Raw genomic sequence first — 25,540 nt, 5'->3', positions numbered from 1 at the left:
TTATATTCCCTTATGTTAATTTAATCTTCAATGATCTGTTGTATTTCAAAATCCGTATCCCAACGGCAAATACTAGAGGCACCATATGGAACATGAGATACCTCTTTATTTTCAAATGTAAAGAAAACGTTAGGATTTACTATATCTGCATTTAATTGAGATAACTTTTCATCATATGCAGCGATTGACTCTGTGCCAGATAAAAATGTACCCCATAGTTTATAAAATTCACTTTTATAAAAGAAACCAATTGTTTGCCCTGTCATTTGTTCGCAAAATAACCACCCTGGTGCTTTTGAACGAATATTAACAACAGGCATGGTAAAACAGCCATTTTTATCAGTTAAGGTGCTATCGATTCTTTTTTTATTATCAATGTATCTGAGTTCCCGTTCAATTTTAACACCTACTAATGGCTTACCGTTATCCAGTATTCTTCCTGATACAGCTGAGCATAAGTGAGCATCATATTTTTTAAAAAAGCCAAACATAGCGATATAACCTGTATTAAAAGTACAAAGAAGTATATAAAAGAAATGTAATTGAGAAGGGGCTAATTAGCTTATGATTAACGCTTGACTGGCGTTCTATTGTAATGCGCATACGGCGAAAGACCATTTGATTCCCTTCAACAACATTATCATCCCTAACAATTAATTTTACTTTACTGTTTCAATTTAGAATAGTCTATCGTTTATAAACAAAGTCATAAAATATTTGTCTTGTTCACGTGAAGTTTAGGTCTGTGTACTTAGAGATAATTTTTACATCTAGTATTCTTTCATACTGAATTGGGCTGTGAAATATATTTGATGATTAGTAGGCTTCATCTTCACCATAAACATTAACAGTAAGCTCGCCATTTTCACGTTCAGAAATCAAGAAATTGATTGGCTTACAACATACTTGGCAATCTTCAATATACTCTTGTCCCATGTCGGATGAATCAATGAGAATGTCAATCGCTTCACCACAGTAGGGGCAGTCTATAAGTTGCTCTGTTAATTGGTTCAATTTGATGTGCTCCTAAATGGCCTAAATATGAGACAGGGCAGTTATTATCAAGCTTTTAATCAAATAACTCTGGCTAAGACACAGACTGCAATTATGCTTGACTCTAATTGTTTTTAATCTAATAGATTTTTAATCTAATTAATTTGAATCTGCTTGTTTCTTAATCTCAGGGTCATATTAATATAATAATTGATAATTTTAGCGCTGCTTTAGCCAAATCCATACTCCGCTGCAGGCAACTAGTAACAAGGCGAGGGCGAATATGTCCCACAACCAGATTGCTAAGGGGCCAAATACACGACCGCTGTGTAAGTCCAGTATGACTCGTTCCCAGCTTAAGTGGTTACTGCGGGCATTTAATTCGATAGCTTGCCACTGTGATGGCGTTAATTCATTTTTAGTCATTGGAGTTAACCAGTTAATAGTGGTCTTTTCCGGTTGTGATGACCATTCCAGTAAATCTGTATCACTTAAAAATATCCCATTGGCAGTGTTGAGCCACACACCTTGATCATTATTAGCTAAGGCCAATATGTCCTGGGGAGCCCGTACTTGGCCCTTGGGTTTCATAGAGTTCGCCTGCTGCAGAAAACAAATACACATGCCTAGTATCAATGGCGACTAGTGAGTCTCCAACCCTTGTTACCGCAAGTATAGGTAACTGACTCTCAAGAATAAGTTTGTCTTTCAGCCACAATTGACTGTCTGTTGCTGCCACCTGTGTTTTACATTGGGAAGGCGACTCTGCATTGAGGCCAGTAGTGGAGGCTATGCAAAATACCGTTATTTTTTGCGGTGCATTGATGCCGTAATAGTCTAGCAACCAAGCTTGTTTTACCTGAGCAATATCTAAATTGAAGTCTTGGCTATGATTTATGGCCACACCAGTAACTGCTAATAAAAGAATAAAAAAGCTACTTAATATACCCAGACGTCGATGCCAAGGACGCAGTGCTCTGAGGATTTTATATTTAACCCCTTGGCGTCTCAGTTGTTGATTTGGGCGTCTACTTTTTGTCATTGTTGTTGCTCATCATACCTGTCATAGCCGTTGACTGATTTTCAGCTTTATTAACATGGGCATCGAGCCACAGTGCAATTCGAGATAATTTAGTTAATGCGCGCACAGATAAGGTCGCCCCAGTGATACCGTCAATGTGTTTATTCAGTTTGTTATCAGCATTTAATTTTGCTGCTTTAAATTGGTCGGTGAAAAAGTCATGGCGTACTTCATCGCCGCGGCTTTCACGGTATACTAGCACTTTTGTTTGTACGATCTCCGCAGCCTTAACATGAATGCCTACTGTTATCAGGGCTTCTTTACCAATTTCATCTAAAATCCACACACTGGCGTCATCTTTTTGCCAATAACGCACCCGCATTTTATTAAAGCTATGGGATAAAATATCTTCAATGGCCGCCTTGGCTTCATCATCAAGCCAAAACACTTTAGCTTTAGGTAAGTCGCCAGCAAAAGCCTGTTTGATAAAATCCTGAGAAGATAAATATTGAGTGGTTTCGGCCTGAGCCTGAGGTATTAATAAACTGATACCAAGTATGATGCAGCAAAGTAATCTCATAAATCAGGGGAGCTCTTAGTTAGGGTCGACTAATTAGAAATGGCTTAATTAGGCACTATTGAAAAAGGCACATAAAACAAAGGTGCCTATCATACTGAAAAAATGATAGCCACCCCAAGTGTTTTATGTGATTAAGCCCAAAGACTTATATCCACAGACTCAATTACTTAGAATTGATAGCCAACGCCTAAGTTAAAGCCGTCTGAATCAGCGGCGCCGCCGATGTTTTCATAGTCAGCTTTAAAGACTACGTTTTCGTGCAACCAGTAGTTAACACCTACGTTGGTTTGCTTTTTCTTAGTGTCTGCATTATCGCCCGCATTGTTGTCCCACTCGTTGTAACGAGCGAATACGCCAAACTGGTCGTTGATGCGATAAGAAGGCTCAATATAGAAACCGTTTTGCTTATCACGGCCTAACGTTTCAGCCTCTTTACCATCGATATTCCACTGAGCGTAAAGCGCTTTAACAGAGAAGTTTTCGATGTTGTAGATAGCGTGAGCTGTCATTAATGTTGCTGATGCGGTATCAACACCTGCTTCACCCTGAGTTAAATCTGACTGGTATTGTACCGTCGCAGCAAGCTCAAGACCTGGAACTGCTGTGTACTTAACACGGCCGGTATAGGCTAAATCTTCGCCTTTGGCTTCCGATACTTTCTGACGACCGTTACGGATTTTATAACCTGAATCTTGGCTTAGATAAAGACCAGATGTCACCGCGGTATCAAACGCAACGCCAGGGGCTGCTTTAATATTTAGGTTTAAACCACCTTCCCACCATGTTGCTGGGATGATGTCTTTTTCAACAGGATTACGCTCAACGCCATAAAATGTGGTTGGTTCGTGAGTTTCGTTGATAATACCCACTGGCATCAGGAATAGACCCGCTTTACCGGTGAACATGTTATTAAAGTCATGCTCGATATAAGCTTGCTCTAATTCCACTTCGCCTTTTTTGCCTTCACCAGCAATTGAGTGCTCAACTTCTAATTCAGAGAAGAAGCGTGTTGTGCTGTTAAATTCATGACCTACAAATAATACAAAACGGTGGAAATCGAATTCTTTCTTATCTGTGTTATTCAGATTATTAGAAATATTGTTATAGTGAAGTTCACCGTAACCACCAATAGTTGTAGCAGACTTGCTTGATGCTGTAGATTCAACAACGTCAGCCGTTTTTTCTACACGTTGCTCTGTCTGTTCAAGGCGTTTTTCTAAATCTTTTAATACTTTCTGCTGCTGTTCAATAATTTTACGTAGTTCTTGAGTCTCTTCTGACGCAACGGCAGAGTAGCTTGCAAATACGCTTAACAATGCTGTAGCAAGTAATGTTTTCTTGATCATGTTTATCTCAATTAATAGTAAAGGTGGAAATTACACGGATTCTATCAATTGATATGAATAATGCAAACTATTCGTATTTAGAATTTGTATTAAAGATCACATAACTTTAAAGAGTTTAATATTAACATTCTGAAAAATGTAGGTTTTGGATGGCAATTTAACTGTAATTTGCTTTACAGAAAAACATTAACTTAATTCGATAAAATGTGGCCAACCAGGATTGGCCACATTTTATCCGAAATAGGGTGGGGCACTATTTTGAATACGCAACAGTGTGCGAATCGAAGATGTGCGACCCATTGCGATAAATTGTTTAGTTAAACTGTATCGTTATGATTTTGCTTTTAATAAATCACGTATTTCAGTAAGCAAAACTTCTTGAGAAGAGGGCGCTGGTGGTGCCTTTGGTGCCGCCTGTTCTTTTTTCTTTAATTTGTTAATACCTTTTACCACCATAAATATTGCGAATGCAATGATAGTAAAATCAATAACAGTTTGAATAAAAGCGCCATAACTTATCACTACTGCAGGTGTATCACCAACGGCTTCTTGTACCACAATGGCTAAATCAGAAAAATTCACACCTCCCAATAATACGCCTATTGGAGGCATAATAACCCCTGCTACTAATGCGCTGACAATTTTGCCAAATGCCGCGCCTATGACGATACCGACAGCCATATCGACTACATTGCCTTTTACGGCAAAATCTTTAAATTCTTTCATCATGCTCATAGTCTTATTCCTTTTTATCTGAAAATAGATGGTGTGCTTAATTATGTTTAGTATTGTGGGTAACATACAGATTGCTAATTGAGCTTCGTCAATTTCATGCCCACTTAACTTGTAGTGTAGGGACCATTTAAAAGATTATAGGAATTTGATTTTTTACGGTAGTTGTTTTTTTAGTAATCATACTTAAGCAGCTGTTCTTGCGGCCTTAAAGGCAGTTTATGAGGTGTTTTATCTTACTTTATATTCTGCGGGAGTATTTCAATACTACTTGTCTGTGTGATGGTTTAGCATATTTTTTGGTTAATTTAGCATTAATACAAGATGCCGATCATCATGCATATCGATCACTTTTATACATTTATTCTAACAGCATCAACGACGTGTTAAGTTCGGCTATTCTAATCACGAATTATTTGATAGGCAGTAATCAGCCCTTTTAATATTTCGAATAAAAAAATCAATGCCTAAAAGGCACTGTGACTTTTTCCTTTCAGAAGGTTTTGGTTGTTAGTGGCGTGCGAGTTTGAGAGCGTTCTAAGCTGAAACGCCGCATCTTGTATCTACAATCTCATGTCTAACTCATTGTGAATTAACAGCACGCATTGTGATGCAAACAGCATTTTAGGGCCTAAGTTTATGTGCTGGGTACCAAGACGTTTCAGGCTGTTAAAACTCTTTTTTGGCATAGGAATATGGTCGGTTAACAAAAAGCACGCATTGTGAGCAAACTCGACTTCACGTACTGGAGTGCCTTTTTTCTCTAACATGTATAACTGATAATCCTCTGCTAACTCTTGGATTAATTTTTCAAAACTGACTGTGCGCACGGTAATGCCAGATTCAACCTCACGGGTTTGTTCTTTGCTCATCCCTTTGGATACATCTAACGCTTTGGCTATTTTTGCGGTGAGATTTTGTTCGTGAAATCCGCCAATATTACGTAGCTCATTAGACGTGAAGCTAATGGTGCGGGAGAAGTCATTGGTACTTTCAAGTACCAAATGCACAATTACATCGTCACGATATGATTGCGCTACAAAAATAGTGTTCATTAGCACATGGGCTAAAATTTCGGTATGGGCTTCTTGGCCAATACCTGCTAGAAAAAGTTTACTGTCGACGGGTGCTGCTCTGGCTCGTAATACAAAGGCGCGCATGAAAAGTCCTGTTGAAATAAAAACGTAACCCTGTTTAATTTAAGATAACGTCACTAAAAATGACTTTAGTTAAGCAACAGCCGGATACGTGGTAAATGTGTGCCACTGAAAGATAATCAATCAACGAATGCGTGTTTAACTATTATCTCAGCTTTACATGAAGCTGTAACGCTAATAATCAACATAACCCAATGTCATTAACCGATTTATTTGAGCTGTGTAACCAACGGCTGGTTTGGTTTACGGGTGCCAAGTGTTTACATTAAAGCGAGACGAAAAAAAACATCATTGCTTTTTAGGGGAGATTACCGATCATTTTTCAACTCGTTTTTGGAAAAACGGGTTGAAAGGTTTCATTTTATAAAAACTTTACCTGAGCCTATTTAAATTTTCATGGGTTTAAAAGGGTGACTCCATGTGTAAATGAGCCAGTAAGACACCGGCTCTTGGTTTTAAAATCAGCGTCCATGCGGGCTTAACCAAAACATCCATGTTTTGGATGCTCGCTGGCTCATCTGCACCGGAAATGTTGTCTCTTCGATTTAGCTTCATTGATGGCAGTGGCAAAAGCTAAATCAGAACAAGAGTTAACTGATTTTTGGAGAATATTTGGTAGAAAGGTGATCTTCAAGTGCAAATGATCCCGCGAGACGCCGACTCTTGGTTTTAAAATCAGCGTCCATGTGGGCTTAACCAAAACATCCATGTTTTGGATACTCGCTGGCTCATCTGCACCTGAATTTTTGTTTCTTCGATTTAGGTTTATTGATGACTGTGGCAACACTAGATAAACACAATAGTTAACTCACTTTTGGACATAAATGCGTTAGAGCAAGGAGTCTAAAGTTAGGTCGTGGGATTAGAAAAAATATGGTAATAAAATAAAGTTTACCCTGACCCCACATACCTCCACATACCTCAATTACCATTTTGGAAGGGTAATAAAGCCTAGTTCAGTGTTGATATTTAGCCAATTAGAGTGGGTGATGAGATGGACGCTCCCTAATACGGCGTCAATGCGCCAAACTGATGTTGAACCATACAGTTACTTAAGGAGCGTCCACTATGAAAGTTAGCACTATTGCGATTGATTTGGCAAAGAATGTATTTCAAGTCCTGGGGATGAATAGTCAGGCAAAGCAAATGTTCAATAAGCGTTTAAATCGCGCTCAGCTGACTGAGTTTATGTCCCAGCAATCTGTTTGCAATGTGGTCTTTGAAGCCTGTTATTCATCCCATTACTGGGGACGTAAGTTTCTCGCTATGGGGCATAACGTTAAGCTCATTCCGGCCCAACATGTCACCCCGTTTGTGCGTGGTAGCAAGAATGATAAGAATGATGCCATGGCGATTTATGAAGCCAGTTTTAGGCCTAACATTCGCTTTGTACCGATTAAAACCGAAGCGCAGCAAGAAATTCTGATGTTACACCGCGTTAGAGAGCGCTTAGTAAAACAAAGAACTGCCTGTACCAATCAAATTCGTGGCGTGTTAGTCGATTTTGGTATTTGTTTTCCGCAAGGTCACAGTGCGTTTGAGCGAGCGATGTGGGGCATCATCTGTGATGAAGCGCAACGACCACTTATCAAATTAATGGCCAATGATTTTTGGGAAGAATATCAAGCACTCACTAAACGTCTTGAACGAATTAATTCACTATTAAAGCAGCTGGTCGAGCAAGACCCTAATGGTAAAATCCTATTGAGTATTCCAGGTGTTGGCCCGATTATCGCTTCAGCATTCGCCGCTTCCATTGGCGCAGGACAAGCTGACGTGGTTTAATTGATACGACTAACCCAGTTAAGACATAATTGATTTAACTGGAGATTCAAATGAAAACACGTAAATCCTATTCAAAAGAATTCAAGCTTGATGCCATTACACTGGTAAGAGAGCAAAATTACAGTATTGCTGAAGCCGCTAGAAATTTAGAGGTGACTCCTCAACTGCTCGGCCGCTGGATAAAAGAAGCAGAAAATGATGATGGTCATGCATTTAGAGGCAACGGCAAGCTGACACCTGAGCAGGAAGAGATCCGCAAGCTAAAGGCACAAGTAAAGCGCTTAGAAATAGAGCGTGAAATATTAAAAAAAGCGACGGTCTTCTTTGCCAAAGAAACGAAGTGAAATACGCGTTTATTACCCAAAATAAGAAGATCTGGCCTGTGATATTAATGTGTCACGTGTTGGGTGTGAAAAACAATAATTACTACAGCTATCAAAAGCGGAAGTCTCAGTCACCTGTTGATACAGAGCATCAAGAGATGTTGCAGTGGGTTAAGGATATTGCCGAGTTTAGCGATAACACCTACGGACAAAGACGCATTCAAAAGGCATTGAATTCCCTTGATTACCCTGTTGGGCGTAGGAAAACATCGCAACTGATGAAAGAAGCAAACGTTTGGGTGCGCTATAAAAAGAAGTACAAAGCAACAACCAACAGCGGCCACAAGAAGCCTATATATGAAAATGAGCTTGAACAGGATTTTGATGTTCAATGCGCCAATCAAGCGTGGGTTCAAGATATTACGTACATATGGACTGCCGAAGGATGGCTGTATTTAGCCGTCGTAATCGATCTCTATTCCCGTAAAGTTGTTGGTTGGAGTATGGGCAGCAGAATGAAGGCACTACTCGTTTGTGATGCGCTCACAATGGCTATATGGCAACGAAAACCTAAAGCTGGATTGATAATACACTCAGATCAAGGTGTTCAATATGCGAGCCATCAATATAGACGAATACTGAGGCTGCATAAGTTTGTCGGCAGTATGAGTAAAAAAGGATGTTGTTGGGATAATGCAGTAGCTGAAAGCTTTTTCGGAAGCTTGAAGCAGGAACGAGTTCATTGGCGCAATTATCGAACACGCTACGCAGCTCAACAAGATGTCTTGAATTACATCACTATGTGGTACAACAGCCAACGGATGCATTCATACCTTAATTACCAAAGTCCCAATGAATTTGAGCGTACGGATAAGCCGTTAACAGAAGTGGCGTAACGAACTTAACTAGGGTGACCGAATTCAGTTGACCAGGTCAGTACTTGCTGACTACAAAAAACTAGCACGATAACCATCACATCAAACAGCGCGTTTTCTCGAGCTGATATTTACATAATAAAGAGTCGCATCCCACGTGTCGGGCTTGTTCAACACTTGGGATAAGGACGCGGCTTCGCGCGGCCTATCCTTATTAGTTAGGGCTATGGTTTACACAGTATATGAGCTTGAACTCCAAAATCTTTGCATGAACTTATAAACGTATTTATAAGCCAGATTAACTGCACATAGTGTGGCTTACATTTTTGACCCAAAGCCAATTTGTTTAATTCTCTTATCAATTTAGCCTTACTTAGAAAAGGGGTTGCAAGTACAATTTTCTTTATAGAGTTAGGGTTTTGATTTACAGCGTCGAGAGCTACTTCTAAATCTTGCCAATTCTGGGCACCTGTAACCCTACTAATATTGGTGCTTTCATAATTCTTGTGCCACTCATTATCATATTTATTCTTAAATAGTTGTTTTTCTGCTTGAGTTCGGCCAATGTTTTTTAGTGCTTGAGCTACTACATCATGAAAAGCACTAGCACCATATGTATCTTTCTTAGTAAATTTAGAATGGATAAAAGAGATAGATGGAATAGCGCTATTACTATCTATAGCAATATGATCAGACCATTCGTCATTCATATCATCACAGATAACAATATTATGAGGTACACAATATTGATCTTCTACTTTCCTAAATAGAGAGTTAGCAGGAAACCTAGTTAAATTGGCTGCATGCGGTTTTTCTTTCTCACTACCGATGCCATTAAAGTTATAACTATCATCAAAAATATTGAGTATTGACTGAATGTTATTTACTAAGTGTTTATCTTCAAAGCATGACTTTGAATAATATGAATAATTTGGTGAGTCGAATACAGCAGAAAATGGCTTTTCTTTATTTATATACCCACCTATAGAATAGCTATCAGAGCCATTCTCAGTCACTGAAATACTATCAAGAAGTTTATTTCTAATTGTAATTAAGTTTTTTGAGTATGATACTTTGCCCGCTAAAGTGGAACCTTTCACCTTCATTAAATTACCATCAACTAAAATCGGAGATTTTAATTGATTAAAAAGCCTATTAATTTCCAGGCTATTCAATTGAATACCATCAGCTTTACTTAAAACAGCTACACCATTTAAAACCTTAGTTTCTATTTCAGTCAAATCTATGAGAATAGCCACGACTTGATGACCTAAATCTATAATATCCTTCAAACAAATAGGGGAAGCAAAATTACTAAGAAACTCACTTTGATTAGTGGTTATTTTTATTTCCTCTTTAATTTCAATAACCCAGTCGATTAGTCCATCAAATGCTGATTTTTTATCCCTATGACTAACTCTAGAAGTACTTGGTGTTAGAGTGTATGAGTCTTCTCCGACTTTCATTCTGAAGTTGCTTGGGATTGATCGGCTAGACGAATTAGATGAGATAATACCATTCAAGCTTTTAGCTTCTAATGAACGGGATCTAATGACAGCATTTGATATACTCATGTTTTTCATGGTAACTCTTTCATACTCTGGTTTTTTATCACCATGAAAATGACAGAATTTTTCATAATCAAACTCGTCTATAAAAGAAGAAAAGTGTTTATCAGGTGAATCAACATATTTTTTCAAAATAGCTAAAGCATCATCACATTCTATTAATAGCAGATAGGCGTACTTTTGTTCTTTAACCGAAGTACCGGCTAAAAATGAAGGCTCTGCTTCTATTTTATATGAAACAATAGAGTATATGACTTGATTACCCGAGGCCGTTGTATGGTTTATTTTAGGCTCGTTTAAAAGGTAATTTCCTACACGCTCTTTAGAGATCTCTTTGAATGTATCTTCAATAGATTTTTTGGTGAGTGCTTTATTTAGTTCATAAAACTGAACATTCTTACTTAGACTTAAGTCACTAATCATTTTTCTAAAATCCTTTTATGTACGACTAAACTAGCAAAATAGCCCTAACGCCCAAATAATGGGCAAATATCAGTTGGTTAAAATAAGCGACGCAGGAGCAAAAACCAACTGTTATTTGTCCTGATTAATTTGCTTGTTAGTTTACAATTACACCAATACTAGTGAAAAAGCACTTAGCCAAATTAGCTGAAAACCATATGAAATACGCTGATGGATGCCAGGATTGCTTTGGGATTTTACGGCTTTAGCCATAGCAAAAAGATAATAAACAGCAGCCATAACAGAAACCAGTGAAAAAATACGGAAATATAATGGGATAATCTCAGTTGTTGGACTTATAGCAATTAATATTGGTGCAACAACTAACGAAAGCAACATGATAAAACCAGCCCAAGAATGTACCTTACAATTAAAAGTTGGATTCTTAGTAAATGGATCGGCGTCCATAGGGAAATAGCCTGCGACCCAAGTACCAACACCATGAGCTATAACTAACCAACCCGCAACATTCACTAAAGCTGAAACATTTGAGAGTTGTGCCAAATACCAACCGAAGAAGCAAAATAGAAAACCAAGTGGATAATTATTAATTAAAGGAGACAATTTTTCAGTTGGGCTACCAGTTGCACCTAACTCACTACAAAATTGCTTAGAATGGCTGTAACCAGCATAAAACCTACTTGCTACATAAACACCGATGAAGATCCAGATTGTTGCAATTAACCCTGAATAGATCGCAATACTTTCAAACACTACCAAAATCCTTTTTGTAAACTAACGCCCCTGTTAAGAGGCTAAAAATTGTGTACGCCCAGCATGGGCATGAACTAATGAGGTGAAAGTCCTCTGTAGGAAGGTCACCGTTTAAATAACATACTGTTATTAAACGTTAACTACTAGCGAATGGCAAGGGCTTAATCGCGAGGTTAGGTCCGGAGGAAGCCGCTAGCAAATTTGCGAGCTGATGAACAAGAACATCATATGAGGCGTAGGCTAGAGGTGAGTTGGCACAAGACGACGAAACCACGTGATCTAATGGCCACCGTAAATGATGCAGCAGTGCAAAGAAAGTTCATGTTCTTATCTGGGGAGATCTGCTTAACACGCGATTGGTCATTAACCAGTAAGGCTCTGGTTTATTAAGTGCCTTGGCTTTTCAATTTCATCGACTGAAAAGAGCGAATCAGATGGAAACCGATAGCGCATGACGAGGTAACTTGACATGTGATTAAGCAGAAGTCAGCAGACGGCATAGTAGCCCAACGCCCATCGTAATGGTTGGGACATGGTGAAGGCCTGAACATTTAGAAGAAGGAGGAGTCTTGTCAAACTTGTCGATACCCACTACGTCGCCAGACGATTACTATCGGCAGCGTATTGATATGCAACCGGCCTTCAACCGCGATCTATTTCAACAACTGCTCGAACCTGAAAATCTACACCGAGCTTGGCGTCAAGTTAAAGCCAATAAAGGTGCAGCGGGCATCGATGGCATGACCATCGAAGCCTTCCCGCTCTGGATGCAACAAGGCGGCTGGCAACAGTGTAAATCTCAATTAGAGCGAGGTGAATACCAACCCTCAGCGGTCAGGCGCGTAGAGATCGACAAACCCGATGGCGGTAAACGCAAATTGGGGATCCCTAACGTCATTGACCGTGTGATACAGCAAGCTATTGCACAAATACTCACGCCACTGTTTGACCCATTCTTCTCGACTAATAGCTTTGGCTTTAGGCCGAACAGAAATGCTAAACAAGCGGTACTGCAAGTCAGGGATATCATCAAACAGAAACGCAAATTTGCCGTTGATGTTGATCTGTCTAAGTTCTTTGACCGAGTTAATCATGATCTCTTGATGACTCAGCTGAGGAGCAAGGTACAGGATAAGCGTCTGTTGGCGCTTATCGGTAAGTACCTACGAGCAGGGGTGATGGTCAATGACCAATTTGAAGCAAGCTTTGAAGGTGTGCCTCAAGGCGGTCCACTCTCGCCATTACTCTCTAACATTATGTTGGATAGTCTGGATAAAGAGCTGGAAAGCCGAGAGCACAAATTCGCCCGCTACGCGGACGATTTTATCATATTGGTAAAATCTCAACGCGCTGGCGAACGGGTACTCAAGAGTATTACTCAATACCTTGCCACTAAGTTAAAACTGGTTGTAAATGAACAGAAAAGCCAAGTGGTTAAGGTCGCTCAAAGCAAGTTTCTTGGGTTTACATTTAACCGAGGCAAGATCCAGTGGCATGCTAAAACATTACACATTTTCAAACAAAAGATGAGACGACTAACGAACCGAAATTGGGGCGTGAGTATGAGTTATCAGCTATTTAAAGTGCGTCAATACATGCAAGGCTGGATCAATTATTTTGGCATCGCTAACGCTTATCAAGGGTGTGTCGATTTAGACCATTGGATCCGACGTCGTGTTCGTATGTGTTACTGGCGTCAGTGGCGAAAACCACGGACTAAGGTACAAAACTTACTTAAGCGTGGCGTCAGGATCCAAGTGGCTGTTGGTTGTGGGATCACAAGCAAAGGTCCATGGCGAAGTTCGAAAACACCAGGGATACAGCAAGCGCTGAGTAATGAGTACCTGAAGAAAGCAGGATTATATTCACTAAGAGATGGATGGATCGCAGTTCATTATCCTAACCCAAAAGTGAGTTAGGAGTTCTAAATGAACCGCCCTGTGCGGAGCCGCATGCAGGGTGGTGTGGGGGCTGGAGGCTAGATACCTCCGGCTACCCGATTGGCTAAAATCAGCGAGGCACGAGCAGTGGCCAACTGTTTTTAGTCCTTTTGAACGCCTTGTGTACGCCCAGCATGGGCATGAACTAATGAGGTGAAAGTCCTCTGTAGGAAGGTCACCGTTTAAATAACATACTGTTATTAAACGTTAACTACTAGCGAATGGCAAGGGCTTAATCGCGAGGTTAGGTCCGGAGGAAGCCGCTAGCAAATTTGCGAGCTGATGAACAAGAACATCATATGAGGCGTAGGCTAGAGGTGAGTTGGCACAAGACGACGAAACCACGTGATCTAATGGCCACCGTAAATGATGCAGCAGTGCAAAGAAAGTTCATGTTCTTATCTGGGGAGATCTGCTTAACACGCGATTGGTCATTAACCAGTAAGGCTCTGGTTTATTAAGTGCCTTGGCTTTTCAATTTCATCGACTGAAAAGAGCGAATCAGATGGAAACCGATAGCGCATGACGAGGTAACTTGACATGTGATTAAGCAGAAGTCAGCAGACGGCATAGTAGCCCAACGCCCATCGTAATGGTTGGGACATGGTGAAGGCCTGAACATTTAGAAGAAGGAGGAGTCTTGTCAAACTTGTCGATACCCACTACGTCGCCAGACGATTACTATCGGCAGCGTATTGATATGCAACCGGCCTTCAACCGCGATCTATTTCAACAACTGCTCGAACCTGAAAATCTACACCGAGCTTGGCGTCAAGTTAAAGCCAATAAAGGTGCAGCGGGCATCGATGGCATGACCATCGAAGCCTTCCCGCTCTGGATGCAACAAGGCGGCTGGCAACAGTGTAAATCTCAATTAGAGCGAGGTGAATACCAACCCTCAGCGGTCAGGCGCGTAGAGATCGACAAACCCGATGGCGGTAAACGCAAATTGGGGATCCCTAACGTCATTGACCGTGTGATACAGCAAGCTATTGCACAAATACTCACGCCACTGTTTGACCCATTCTTCTCGACTAATAGCTTTGGCTTTAGGCCGAACAGAAATGCTAAACAAGCGGTACTGCAAGTCAGGGATATCATCAAACAGAAACGCAAATTTGCCGTTGATGTTGATCTGTCTAAGTTCTTTGACCGAGTTAATCATGATCTCTTGATGACTCAGCTGAGGAGCAAGGTACAGGATAAGCGTCTGTTGGCGCTTATCGGTAAGTACCTACGAGCAGGGGTGATGGTCAATGACCAATTTGAAGCAAGCTTTGAAGGTGTGCCTCAAGGCGGTCCACTCTCGCCATTACTCTCTAACATTATGTTGGATAGTCTGGATAAAGAGCTGGAAAGCCGAGAGCACAAATTCGCCCGCTACGCGGACGATTTTATCATATTGGTAAAATCTCAACGCGCTGGCGAACGGGTACTCAAGAGTATTACTCAATACCTTGCCACTAAGTTAAAACTGGTTGTAAATGAACAGAAAAGCCAAGTGGTTAAGGTCGCTCAAAGCAAGTTTCTTGGGTTTACATTTAACCGAGGCAAGATCCAGTGGCATGCTAAAACATTACACATTTTCAAACAAAAGATGAGACGACTAACGAACCGAAATTGGGGCGTGAGTATGAGTTATCAGCTATTTAAAGTGCGTCAATACATGCAAGGCTGGATCAATTATTTTGGCATCGCTAACGCTTATCAAGGGTGTGTCGATTTAGACCATTGGATCCGACGTCGTGTTCGTATGTGTTACTGGCGTCAGTGGCGAAAACCACGGACTAAGGTACAAAACTTACTTAAGCGTGGCGTCAGGATCCAAGTGGCTGTTGGTTGTGGGATCACAAGCAAAGGTCCATGGCGAAGTTCGAAAACACCAGGGATACAGCAAGCGCTGAGTAATGAGTACCTGAAGAAAGCAGGATTATATTCACTAAGAGATGGATGGATCGCAGTTCATTATCCTAACCCAAAAGTGAGTTAGGAGTTCTAAATGAACCGCCCTGTGCGGAGCCGCATGCAGGGTGGTGTGGGGGCTGGAGGCTAGATACCTCCGGCTACCCGATTATATGCTCTATTTACAGTACATATTAACTTGAGTTTCACGCGTGAAACATGCTTATGTAATGACCAACTAAAACTGAATAACTATTAACCTACCCATTAGATAACAATAATCTAACGAGGTACACATGAACTTAAACCAAAATAAATATCACAGAATAATATCGCTACTTATACCAATATCGATTTACAGCACCTTAATTTACTTTGCCATTTGGGGCAGTACAGAGAATATTACCGTAGGTCTAAACTTACTCTTTATTATCCAATTAAATATTTCGATAACGATGAAGTCAAAGAGCATATAACAGCTTATTGAACGGCCAATTAAATTTAAAGTCGGTCGTTTAAGTTATTGATTAATATCATCCTACATTTAGTATCTTATTGATGTAAAGCGGTTTTATTTAACTCCACTGACAAATAGAAGCGAGCTTGCGCGTTAAAAGTGGACTAAACATTCGACAAAAAATAAAAAAATGCATCAATTTCAATTGATTACAGAAGTATCTACTTATTACAAGTACTACTTTAGTTTACTTATTAGCCGATTCAACTTAAAACATGCCAACAACCATTATAACTGTTTTTATATACAGTGTATGCTACATAAAGGTGGGAGATATAGCTGACACTAGATATTTAGCAGCAATTTGTAAGCCGGTTATAAATGAGGTTTAAAGCTGGATCGAACCACATCGAAAATTATGCGCTTTTCAGCATTTTTCGTCTGGAGCACTGAGTGTTTCTAAAGGGCTTCTTTTGTAAAAAAAAGCGTGCGTTTTGCCCCTTTGGTCTGGTGTGGGCGAAGCACCATGACGCTGATTTTGTTAAAAATGGCAAACAAATAACGAGGCAAAAATGTGTTACTCCTAACCCGTTTCTGCCTGTAAGCAATGCCAAAAATTATCAAACCATAATATAAATGGTCAAACTTTATAAATACCACGTTACATGTAACTAACTATATGCAATTGTTTTATATGGATTTGTTTGTTGTTGCGATTTTATTGAAATTAAACCATCAAGTAATCTCAGTAAATCTATTGATTTTAGCTTTTAATACAATTACTTACTACAATATAACTGTGTAACATTGCTGTTTTTAGCACTAACACCACTTAACACCATATTTTTCCGTATTAACGTAGCGTTTTGCGATTGAACCTTAGATAACATGGCTTTTAACTCCTCGACCTCAGTTCGAAGTTCTCGATTGCGCTCTTTGTATTCATTCAGCTCAATTTGCTTGGCATCACGCTGCTGTCGAATAGCTTTATTCACACCACCTTTAATACGCTCTAACAGGTCAGGGCAATCGCGATGAATCAACGCTCGGCTTACGCCAGCTTCTTCGGCAACGGCAGCAACACTCATTTTACGCTTATCAGAGACAACATTAGGCCGAGCTTTTTCTATGCGAATAATGGCAAGTCTTACCGCTTTATGTGTCGACTTTTCTTTCTGGTTAGACATTCTCTACCTCGATTAGATCTCTTTGGCTAAACTTCTGCTTCATGGCTTCAACATCGATACCTAAAGCACTCAATACCTTTTCACAGCGTTCCATACCTTTCCTAGCTGCATCTCTACCTGCTTCCCCTATATCATCCAACTGCATAAGTTTTATTTGCTGAACAAGCATCCCCTCCCAGTAGGGAAGATGCCGTTTATCTACAATTCCGCTCTCGCAGCTATCGGGCTTACCGCACTTACATTCATCATCATTGGTACACCATCCAATACCTGTTGAACGGATAGGAATAGAGCTAGAGTAGGCTTTAGCCATATCACTGAGAGAGCCGAAAGTTTTAATTAGCTCTCCATCTGCACGGACTTTCTTGATGTTTTTAGCCATATCGCCACCCGTAATCGGTGTGTCTAGTTCAAACCAGTCTTGCTTGATTTCTTCTTCGATCAAATACTTTTCTCGGAGCAGTTCTTCGAATAATTCTGCGTCTAAATCTTCGTTAAAGGCATACAGAGCCGTCATGGTGATTGACCAGTGTTTAAAATGGTCTTTTAGTGCCCTTAAATCACCCAATTCAGAATGCACTGCATAGTTGGCAAAGGTGCGGCGAAACTGGTGCGCTGACAAATTCCAGTTGCAATCTATCTGTTGACATAAATTAGGCAACCTATGAACAGTAATTGTACATCCAGACAACAGGCTAATAGCGTTACTTTTTTTAGATACCGACAAACAAATATGGTCTGAGATTTCTTCTAGCCTATGAACTTCCACATGGTCTTGACTATCCCTTGCTTTTGATAAGTCATTTTCAAGCTGCTTTTGCAATGGCGCACTATAACGACCAAGAATGTCGATAGCTTGAGTTGCAATCTCTGGCGCAATCCATTCAGCTAATCCCGTATGGGTCTTCTCTGACGCGGTTTCAATGTAGTAATACGTCACCTCATCTCTTGTCTCACTGCGATACGCTCCGCGTTTAATACCTAAAACCTCATGGATACGCATACCTGTTGTGAGTAGCAACCAGAAGATGCAACTGTCTCGCAGCAGTAATGATTCACGCTTACCTTTTGATGCCAAAATTTCATCAGCCCTGTCTAAACATGACTTTGTAAACTTACAGAGTGGAATTAGCACTTCGTTAGGGATGATAGGGGTTTTGGGTTTGGTTTTCGCTTTTTGAGCGGCCTCTCCAATCAGTCCTGCCTGCATATTGGCACCAGAACCAGGCCAAGGATGCTCTTTAACAAAATAAAATGCTTTGCAACACTGATAAAGGTTTTCCACTGCGAGGAACTTAAGCGTTTTTGTTGTTAACGAAAGAGGCTTTATTTCGCCATTCCGCTTTGCGCTTAGTCTATTCACATACTTAACATAAGCACTAGAGGTAAAAGCAGTCAAGCCATGCGTTGCAGTTGTGTCTGAACTCAAGGCCCATTTAAAGTAGCCTTTAAGAGAACTTAAAGAATGTAGTAAAGAGTTGACCGCTAATCCTTCTTTTAATTTATTCCATATGACCCATTTTGCCATTTGTTTCATTTCAGGGTTATTTATTGTGCCAAAATTAAGTGTAAGGTTACTTTTGGTGGTGCCTTTAGTCCCTTTAGCAGCAGGAAATTTCCATAGTTCTTCTTCATATCGAGAGTAAACTTGATAGTGACCGTTGGCTAACTTTACATAGGTTACAATGCCCGTCAGGGTGCCATCAATCGCTCGCTCTAGTGTGCTTTGATTAGGCTTTGAACATTGCTGCTCCGCAAACTCAACGTCCGTTAGTATCAACTCAATCAAACTCATTGTGTCACCTTTAACATATCGAGATTTTGCCAGTATGGATGTGGATTGGTTCTTGCTCGTTCCTTTTCAGCATTGACATGCTGCAATTGACCAAGCTTGGCAAACTCAGGCACAACCTCTTCATCCACAATTCTGAGCACGTTCTTTAGGTGCCGCTTCCAGTCTTTACGACCAAATTCATCACGGTTACGAATTATTGCCCAATAGAAGCTAAAGAGCTTATACAAATCATTGCCTGTAATAACGAAGCTCTTACAACGGAAACACCCTAAGAAGTCATTACAGAACGTTCCATCTTTCGGTGCTTTATCCCCATTTTTCGGGTCTTTACAATGGCCGACAGGAACGCTTGGAGCATCGCAAGTTAGCTCTTTGACTCGTATTTCACCCATCAAACCTAGGTTACGTTTTGATTGCTCAGGGGCTTGCAAATAGTAGTCAAGTGAACTTGTTCCACTATGTTTAGCTTGCTGTGCTGCAATCAACAAACTTTCACCACTCAGTTCGTACATGCTATTGATGAAAGTTTTGCGAATACGACTGATATTAAGCTTAATTGTGCGTCCATCTTCATCCTTTAGGTCGTTTTCTTTGATGAATTTTTTTATGTTGAAGTGCAGCGATAAGTCTGACAGAGAGGTAATAGCGCTTTTACTGTTGCTAGCGACATATAAGAATACTAAATTGCTACCACTCACTTGCCTCAATGACGAGCTTAACTGAATAATGGTATCGATCAGGTAAGCCACATCTAGTTTTACCCCTTGTACTACCTCAACGTTTTCTGATTTGCGCAAGTTATGTAATTGTTTTGCATTACCCCGCTTTTTAAACACAGTTAAAAGCTTTCGATTATCTTTAAGTGGATGATCAGTTAAAGCATCCGTTGTCATGTTAAGCAGTGGTGAAGTATTGATACCCGTTTGAATTGCCACAGCAAGTAGGCACAACGTTAATTCGTAACCCGACAATGACTCTCTCTTTTGATAAATAGGTTTAACCGCTTGCTTTAACGCAACAACAACCTGTCTTTTCTCATAGGGAGAGAGTGATCTTTCACTTTTTGCATGTTTACCGGAGTTTGGAAAAGGATTCTTGGGGAAAAAATCACTATTAAGGTTGATGTCATCGACAAGTGGCCAGTAGCCTTTTTCTTTCATACGGACTAACAATGACTTGAGGTGCGTGTAGAGAGCTTTTTGAAAGCTAGGTTTAAACTCACTACCTTTGAGGTGCAGCAAATATTGTTCAATCAGTCTAGGCGTAATGTCATCTTGCGTTAAATCTCCCCTGACTGAGTGCCTGAATAACTCAAGATATTGTGCAAAATAGCGAAAGCCATTCTTTAAATACGTGTGCTGAGTTTCTTCAGTAAAAGCATTAGTGTTTCTCAGTAACGCCTTTGCAGTGTAGTAAACTCGATTCGTGATGTCGTCGTAGCCTTTGCCGTAATAAGAGGTAAAGTCGAAGTTTACGCCATTGCCACCTTTAGAACCCAGATTTGGGTAGGTAACAACTGGGTGTATTGCTCGCACTAAGCCTTGGCTTTGGAGGGCGTCAACGGTTAGCTCTACTGCCGAAGTTTTCCTGATCTTATCTTTGTTGATGGTGAGGTATTTTCGTTGTCTTGCCATGCTACTGCCTACACAATTGCATCAATTTGTTGTTGATACTCAATCGACAGGTCGTCCACCAAATCATTAACCAGATGTAAATATTTCATTGTGGTGGTAATACTGGAATGTCCAAGACGGCTTTGTAGATACATCAATGGCTCAAACTTACTGCTTTTGCGCTCTAAGAGCCCTTTGAGCATGTGAGTTGCATAGGAGTGTCTTAACATGTGCGGAGCCACATGAAAGGGCAGATTCAGAGATTTGAGCGCCTTTCCAAAGGCAGAGCCTTGCGAAGCCCATTCTTGACCATCAGAGGTTAAGAAAAGGCAATCTGAGTTCACTCCTGATTCTTGTTGCTTCTGAAAACGAGCTTCATTTACATAACGCCACAAATCTTCCATTAGCCTTGATGGAATGTGTATTTTGCGCTCTTTCTCACCCTTAGTCCGTGAGATATTTACTTCGTAGTAAGTTTGGTTTCCAGAAGGTTTTCGTATTACGTGTAGGGGGAAAAGCAGTAGCTCCTTACGCCTAATTCCTGTCTGTAGACATAAACGAACCATCAGTTTGAGCGTTGGGTTTTCAATCGAAGATAACAATTCTTGAACTTCATAGGCAGATAAAAACTCTGCTTTCTTTTCAAAAGTTTTCATCATCAAGTCCGAGCTGTATTTTTTGCCACCATTTCTCTCGGTATGAGCCAAAAACTGCTGACCCTTTCGCACCGAAACCGACTCTAGTGAGTAAGGCAATGAGTCAAACCACTTGCCAACACCATAACTGTAAAACCGCACGATCGTTCTTAGGTGTTGGTTGGTTGAATTGACCGACATGCCAAACTCACCAACGCAAAGGTCACGATAGGCGCTGACTAACATTTCATCTTCACTACTTTCAGAAATATTTCGCCAATCTAAACCGTTATATTCACAGAATGTCAGGAATTGATTTAAGTGGCGGGCATAAGTCCACCAAGTATTTTCACTGTCTACTCGCCCACGTTTCAAGCACTCATAAATAAGGAATTGCATTGCTTCAACACAAAGCATTCCAGATTCAATCCCTAGCTTTGTATTATCAACTTCCCACGTTAAGAGGGGAAAGTTAGGGTACTTTACACTTTCAATTTCAAAGTCAGATGTAGATTTGATGCAAAGCATAATTACCCCAAAGAACTGTATGTAAACACAGCATAAGCATTTAGACTATGCTTTGCTATAACATAGAGTAATTTTTATGCGCACATGGGCATGTAACACATTTCTGGACAAAAGCTTGTTAGAGTTCCAAGTCTATTGAGCTGAGTTCGGATTAATTGATGTATGGAAAAAATTTCGGTAGTGTTCAACATCCATAAAATCCCACCCCGCCGGTATCAATAATCAATTATATTTATTGTACCTACACGCATGTCAGGGACTGCCACCTTATATTTAACACTTTCCCCGTAAGTATCGATAATATATTGCCGAACTTTATCATCCATTCTATGCCCAAAAATTATTGCCTTTACCCACTCCTGGTTACTTCTATATATAGTAAATTTAGTATTATCTTGAAGCTGATGGAGCTCATGCATTTTGTGACTAGCTGTAATTCGGTACTCTTCTTCATAGCGCCACTTTTCTAGCTTGGTTAGCATAGCCTCTTTGATTAGATGACTTAAATTTTCTGTGGTGATCAAGCCGTATTCATTTTTGAAGATATCAAGAAGTTTGAATTTGGCTAATTCAGACTTATAGCTAACTTTTTCAGCATCTAACTTACTTGCATCCAATTCAATACAAAAACCCTTATGATTGTTCGTGTAATGTGACCACATGAGATCATTGTTGTCTTTGATGGTCACGCAGAACATTTTATAACTGTCAAAAAGCTTGTTTATTTCATCTCGATACTTTCTAAAGTTGGTCTGACCATTTTTTTGCCCAATAACGGCTTTGCGACCCTTCTTTCTTTCGCCGATAGCTGTTGTAAAAAACTTTCCACTTCTCTTATGTCTGGAGGTATAAGATCAATGATGGTATCAAATAGGTCGTTAAAATCAGTACGAGATGAAAATTTAGCTTGATGCTTAAAGAGATTTAGTAAGGAGTATTCCTCTAGTTCTTCTAATTTATCCAGGCTATCACACTGAAGAATCTTTTCTGGCGAATTATAAACGGGACAATACTTGTAAAAACTACGAGGTTTCTTTTCTACGGACATATTATTTCCCTTTAACGGTGCTACTCATCTGTTATTGCATGAAGTATTACTTGTTATGTCGTTCTCTATGCAACACTAAAATGATGAAGCCATAATGCCTTTTTTAAGCTCATTAAATACTTTAAAGGATGCAGTACCTAAGAATTTCCTACCATCTTTGAACTCACAAATAAAAGTAGTATCTTTGCTTTTTCCACCCAATATTAATCCCGCTAACAACCCTACAGGACCAAGTAGAACACTACCTGCAACGCCCCAGCCTGCTGCACCACCGATACTTATAACTGACTCCTCAGATGCCTCTTCTAACCTTTCTATTTCCGAAGGATTTATCTTTTCACGAAAAAATTCACCTTCATTTTTCATTGAGAATTTACCATGCACGTACTGGCTTTCATTTCCTTTTTTAAAATCTCCTGCGTGTATATCAATGGTAATCCCCCCTAAAAAAAGCTGATTTCAAAAGTAGAATTTTCTCGTACTATATACGCAGGGAGATTCTGCATGAAAACATCAAAATTTAGCGACAGCCAAATCTTGGCTATCCTCAAGCAAGCCGAAGCTGGCACCCCAGTTCCGGGGCTGTGCCGTGAGCACGGCATGAGCTCGGCTACCTTCTACAAGTGGCGGGCCAAATTTGGCGGCATGGACGCCTCTATGATGGCGCGATTGAAAGAGTTAGAGGCTGAAAATTCACGACTCAAAAAAATGTATGCCGAAGAGCGTCTAAAAGCCGAAATACTCAAAGAGGCCATCGAAAAAAAGTGGTAAAGCCGTCGCGGCGGCGGGAGCTGGCGCAAAAGGCGGTGCATGATAAAGCCATTCCAATCGCATTTGCCTGTGCCTTGTTTGGACTCAGTGAGAGCTGTTATCGCTATCAGGCAAAACTCAGCGGTGAAAACGCTGTGATTGCTGATTGGTTACAGCGACTAACATCGACCCATAGAAGTTGGGGATTTGGGCTGTGTTATTACTTTTTACGTAACGTGAAACGCTACCGATGGAACCATAAGCGAGTGTATAGAATTTACCGTGAATTGGAGCTAAACCTACGGATTAAGCCGAAGAAACGCTTGAAGCGTGATAAACCGGACGCATTGGCGGTGCCTGAGGCAATCAATGAATGTTGGTCTATGGACTTTATGCATGACCAACTTGAAGATGGTCGCAGCATTAGGTTATTGAACGTGATTGATGATTACAACCGTGAAGGCTTGGCGATAGAGGTCGACTTCTCCTTACCAGCAGAGCGTGTGGTCAGAACCTTGGAGCAAATCATCGAATGGCGTGGAAAACCGAAACAAATACGCAGTGATAACGGTCCAGAGTACATCAGTGCGGTGCTGGCTGCATGGGCTGAAAAACACGATGTAGAACTGAAATTTATTCAGCCTGGCAATCCACAGCAGAATGCTTATGTAGAACGCTATAATCGGACTGTGCGATACGAATGGCTGAGCCAATATCTTTGGAATAGTATTGCCGAGGTACAGGAACATGCGACACAATGGCTATGGTTTTATAACAATGAAAGACCCAATACAGCAATTGGTGGTGTCCCACCAAAGCAAAAACTGGCACTAGTGGCCTAAATATCTACTTTTGATCTCAGTTAAAAATGGGGAGATTACCGATTATAGATGTGAGTAAAGTGGCCTCTAGATATGGCGATGAACATTAGCTGGGGTAGGGCTTAACCTAGCTCGCTAGAATGCCGCTGAGCATATGCTCTAAATGATAATGGGGGCAACAATTTGCCAGTAATAAACCCGTTTCCTTTAGATGATAAAGTAGCCCTAGGTTGTAGGGCCATTTAATATTAGCAATCTGTACTTTCTGAAAGTAAGAGAGCATCTTCTAATTCAACACCAAGATATCTTATCGTATTATCTACCTTTGTATGACCTAGTAAAAGTTGAACTGCTCGAATATTCTTTGTTTTGGCATAGACAAGAGTCACCTTGGTTCGCCTCATAGAGTGGGTTCCATATAGGTTCGGATCTAATCCCAGATCGGATGCCCATTTCCTAACAATGTATCTATAGTATGAGTAGCTAATCGACTGTTGCTTTAATCTAGGACTGGGGAAAACAAAATCGCTTGCGCTTAACGATGCAAGCAAAATCCATTTAATCAGACTTTGTTGGGTTCTTGACGTGATTTCAAACTGAACTTCAATGTCAGTCTTATGTTGGATATGCTTAACTCGATTAAATATCCGGTCTTGAGAAGAAATATCGCATACTTTCAAAGGTAATAAGTCGCTCGCCCTAAGTTTGCTATCAATTGCCAAATTGAGCAGTGCTAACTGCATCAAGTTGCTCTCAATCTCAAGTCTGGTACGAATTCGCCAAATTTCTTCAAGACGAAAAGGCTTTTTGACACCACTTCGTTGCCCACGGTTTAATATGACCATGATGACCTCCTTTTTGGTTGCTTGGTCATCACGATTATAGTTAGTGGAATTAGGACAGAAATGAGTCAGGCCGCCCACTAATTTAGTGATAAATGAGTTAGCCAAACTTACCCATTAACGCAAGTTTTGATTGACGGATAACCTCTATGTTGCAGAGAAAATTAGCTAATTCACGACATAGTTATCATTAAGTGTATATCCACAGTTAAAGTATTTTCACTTCAATAGGGATACAAAAGTACTCTATTGACCTGTTGAATATAAAAAATTAAAATAATGATTATAACCTTAGGGGAGTAGTCTCTCAGTACCGTCTGAGATAGCAGTCAACATATCCCGAACAGCAGTTCGTGGCGGTTATGTCCTATTTGGATTGACAAGACTTAAGGCAAATGCGGCTCTCGGGGTGGAGAGCCACGTTTGCCTGTGTCCAAACCACCCCAAGGATATAAATATTTTGTCT

22 protein-coding genes and 1 pseudogene are annotated in these 25,540 nt (G+C 40.3%); 5 read left to right on the top strand and 18 right to left on the bottom strand.

From position 1 onward, the window contains the following. Window positions 1-20 precede the first annotated feature (20 nt). The 8 genes from L0B17_RS12525 to trmY all read right to left on the bottom strand — a co-directional run bounded on the left by L0B17_RS12525 (window position 21) and on the right by trmY (window position 5,832). Window positions 21-491 carry a DUF6795 domain-containing protein gene (locus L0B17_RS12525; protein WP_235085228.1) on the bottom strand — a complete coding sequence of 157 codons (471 nt, stop codon included), beginning with the start codon at window positions 489-491 and terminating at the stop codon, window positions 21-23. A gap of 325 nt (window positions 492-816) precedes the next feature. After that, a complete protein-coding gene (locus L0B17_RS12520) occupies window positions 817-1,014 on the bottom strand; it encodes a CPXCG motif-containing cysteine-rich protein (protein ID WP_235085226.1) in 198 nt (65 codons plus the stop codon). 198 nt (window positions 1,015-1,212) lie between these two features. Next, window positions 1,213-1,518: a PepSY domain-containing protein gene (locus L0B17_RS12515; RefSeq protein ID WP_235085224.1), complete on the bottom strand. Its 306-nt coding sequence runs from the start codon at window positions 1,516-1,518 to the stop codon at window positions 1,213-1,215. 13 nt (window positions 1,519-1,531) lie between these two features. Then, window positions 1,532-2,035, bottom strand: coding sequence for a PepSY domain-containing protein (locus L0B17_RS12510; protein WP_235085222.1), 504 nt, complete (start codon window positions 2,033-2,035; stop codon window positions 1,532-1,534). Continuing rightward, the gene (locus tag L0B17_RS12505; protein ID WP_235085221.1) at window positions 2,022-2,594 is read right to left on the bottom strand and encodes an FMN-binding protein; all 573 of its coding nucleotides are present in this window, start codon (window positions 2,592-2,594) and stop codon (window positions 2,022-2,024) included. The genes L0B17_RS12510 and L0B17_RS12505 overlap by 14 nt, the downstream gene beginning before the upstream one ends. A 167-nt stretch (window positions 2,595-2,761) precedes the next feature. Beyond that, window positions 2,762-3,940, bottom strand: a complete 1,179-nt coding sequence (locus tag L0B17_RS12500) for a porin (RefSeq protein ID WP_235085219.1) — start codon at window positions 3,938-3,940, stop codon at window positions 2,762-2,764. Window positions 3,941-4,270: 330 nt separating this feature from the next. Next, window positions 4,271-4,675: a large-conductance mechanosensitive channel protein MscL gene (gene mscL, locus L0B17_RS12495; protein ID WP_235085218.1), complete on the bottom strand. Its 405-nt coding sequence runs from the start codon at window positions 4,673-4,675 to the stop codon at window positions 4,271-4,273. Window positions 4,676-5,235: 560 nt separating this feature from the next. Continuing rightward, window positions 5,236-5,832 (bottom strand): tRNA (pseudouridine(54)-N(1))-methyltransferase TrmY, encoded by a 597-nt coding sequence (gene trmY, locus L0B17_RS12490; RefSeq protein WP_235085216.1) that lies wholly within the window; start codon window positions 5,830-5,832, stop codon window positions 5,236-5,238. A 1,065-nt stretch (window positions 5,833-6,897) separates the two neighbouring features. On the opposite strand from trmY, the pseudogene L0B17_RS12485 reads away from it, so the two are divergent. Together L0B17_RS12485 and L0B17_RS12480 are read left to right on the top strand one after the other, a co-directional pair. Then, window positions 6,898-7,602: pseudogene (locus L0B17_RS12485) on the top strand (IS110 family transposase); the annotation flags it as partial. 62 nt (window positions 7,603-7,664) lie between these two features. Next, a protein-coding gene (locus tag L0B17_RS12480; protein WP_235084953.1) for an IS3 family transposase occupies window positions 7,665-8,833 on the top strand; the annotation gives its coding sequence in 2 pieces (ribosomal slippage) (window positions 7,665-7,911 and window positions 7,911-8,833; 1,170 coding nt in all). Window positions 8,834-9,036: 203 nt separating this feature from the next. Here the strand turns inward: L0B17_RS12480 and L0B17_RS12475 are convergent. Then, a complete protein-coding gene (locus L0B17_RS12475; RefSeq protein WP_235085214.1) occupies window positions 9,037-10,803 on the bottom strand; it encodes a hypothetical protein in 1,767 nt (588 codons plus the stop codon). A 147-nt stretch (window positions 10,804-10,950) separates the two neighbouring features. Continuing rightward, the gene (locus L0B17_RS12470; RefSeq protein WP_235085213.1) at window positions 10,951-11,556 is read right to left on the bottom strand and encodes a DUF998 domain-containing protein; all 606 of its coding nucleotides are present in this window, start codon (window positions 11,554-11,556) and stop codon (window positions 10,951-10,953) included. A gap of 569 nt (window positions 11,557-12,125) precedes the next feature. Between L0B17_RS12470 and ltrA (L0B17_RS12465) the strand changes: the two genes are divergently transcribed. Continuing rightward, entirely contained in the window at window positions 12,126-13,475 is a 1,350-nt protein-coding gene (ltrA, locus tag L0B17_RS12465; protein ID WP_235084858.1) for a group II intron reverse transcriptase/maturase, read from the top strand. Between the two features lie 661 nt (window positions 13,476-14,136). Continuing rightward, on the top strand, window positions 14,137-15,486 hold the full coding sequence (gene ltrA, locus L0B17_RS12460) for a group II intron reverse transcriptase/maturase (RefSeq protein ID WP_235084858.1): 1,350 nt from the start codon (window positions 14,137-14,139) through the stop codon (window positions 15,484-15,486). A gap of 1,148 nt (window positions 15,487-16,634) precedes the next feature. Here the strand turns inward: ltrA (L0B17_RS12460) and L0B17_RS12455 are convergent. The 7 genes from L0B17_RS12455 to L0B17_RS12425 all read right to left on the bottom strand — a co-directional run bounded on the left by L0B17_RS12455 (window position 16,635) and on the right by L0B17_RS12425 (window position 23,027). Continuing rightward, window positions 16,635-17,042 (bottom strand): hypothetical protein, encoded by a 408-nt coding sequence (locus L0B17_RS12455; protein ID WP_011638872.1) that lies wholly within the window; start codon window positions 17,040-17,042, stop codon window positions 16,635-16,637. Continuing rightward, entirely contained in the window at window positions 17,035-18,837 is a 1,803-nt protein-coding gene (locus L0B17_RS12450) for a site-specific integrase (RefSeq protein WP_235085211.1), read from the bottom strand. The genes L0B17_RS12455 and L0B17_RS12450 overlap by 8 nt, the downstream gene beginning before the upstream one ends. Further along, window positions 18,834-20,471, bottom strand: a complete 1,638-nt coding sequence (locus tag L0B17_RS12445) for a hypothetical protein (RefSeq protein WP_235085209.1) — start codon at window positions 20,469-20,471, stop codon at window positions 18,834-18,836. The genes L0B17_RS12450 and L0B17_RS12445 overlap by 4 nt, the downstream gene beginning before the upstream one ends. Before the next feature lie 8 nt (window positions 20,472-20,479). Then, on the bottom strand, window positions 20,480-21,613 hold the full coding sequence (locus tag L0B17_RS12440) for a tyrosine-type recombinase/integrase (protein WP_188741110.1): 1,134 nt from the start codon (window positions 21,611-21,613) through the stop codon (window positions 20,480-20,482). A gap of 215 nt (window positions 21,614-21,828) precedes the next feature. Further along, window positions 21,829-22,302, bottom strand: a complete 474-nt coding sequence (locus tag L0B17_RS12435; protein WP_235085208.1) for a DUF2971 domain-containing protein — start codon at window positions 22,300-22,302, stop codon at window positions 21,829-21,831. 32 nt (window positions 22,303-22,334) lie between these two features. Beyond that, window positions 22,335-22,661 carry a hypothetical protein gene (locus L0B17_RS12430; protein WP_235085206.1) on the bottom strand — a complete coding sequence of 109 codons (327 nt, stop codon included), beginning with the start codon at window positions 22,659-22,661 and terminating at the stop codon, window positions 22,335-22,337. A gap of 75 nt (window positions 22,662-22,736) precedes the next feature. Continuing rightward, entirely contained in the window at window positions 22,737-23,027 is a 291-nt protein-coding gene (locus L0B17_RS12425; protein WP_235085204.1) for a hypothetical protein, read from the bottom strand. Between the two features lie 138 nt (window positions 23,028-23,165). On the opposite strand from L0B17_RS12425, the gene L0B17_RS12420 reads away from it, so the two are divergent. Continuing rightward, window positions 23,166-24,253, top strand: a protein-coding gene (locus tag L0B17_RS12420) for an IS3 family transposase (protein ID WP_188923338.1) whose coding sequence is annotated in 2 segments (ribosomal slippage) — window positions 23,166-23,427 and window positions 23,427-24,253 — 1,089 coding nt in all. Because the reading frame shifts where the segments join, the coding sequence is not laid out codon by codon here. A gap of 227 nt (window positions 24,254-24,480) precedes the next feature. Here L0B17_RS12420 and L0B17_RS12415 read toward each other — a convergent pair. Continuing rightward, complete coding sequence (locus L0B17_RS12415) at window positions 24,481-25,077, bottom strand: tyrosine-type recombinase/integrase (protein ID WP_124017006.1); 597 nt, start codon at window positions 25,075-25,077, stop codon at window positions 24,481-24,483. Window positions 25,078-25,540: the final 463 nt, after the last annotated feature.

Source organism: Shewanella sp. OMA3-2 (assembly GCF_021513195.1).
GTDB lineage: Bacteria > Pseudomonadota > Gammaproteobacteria > Enterobacterales > Shewanellaceae > Shewanella.
The sequence above is the reverse complement of the archived record's forward strand: the minus strand, read 5'-3'. Positions and strand labels throughout refer to the sequence as shown.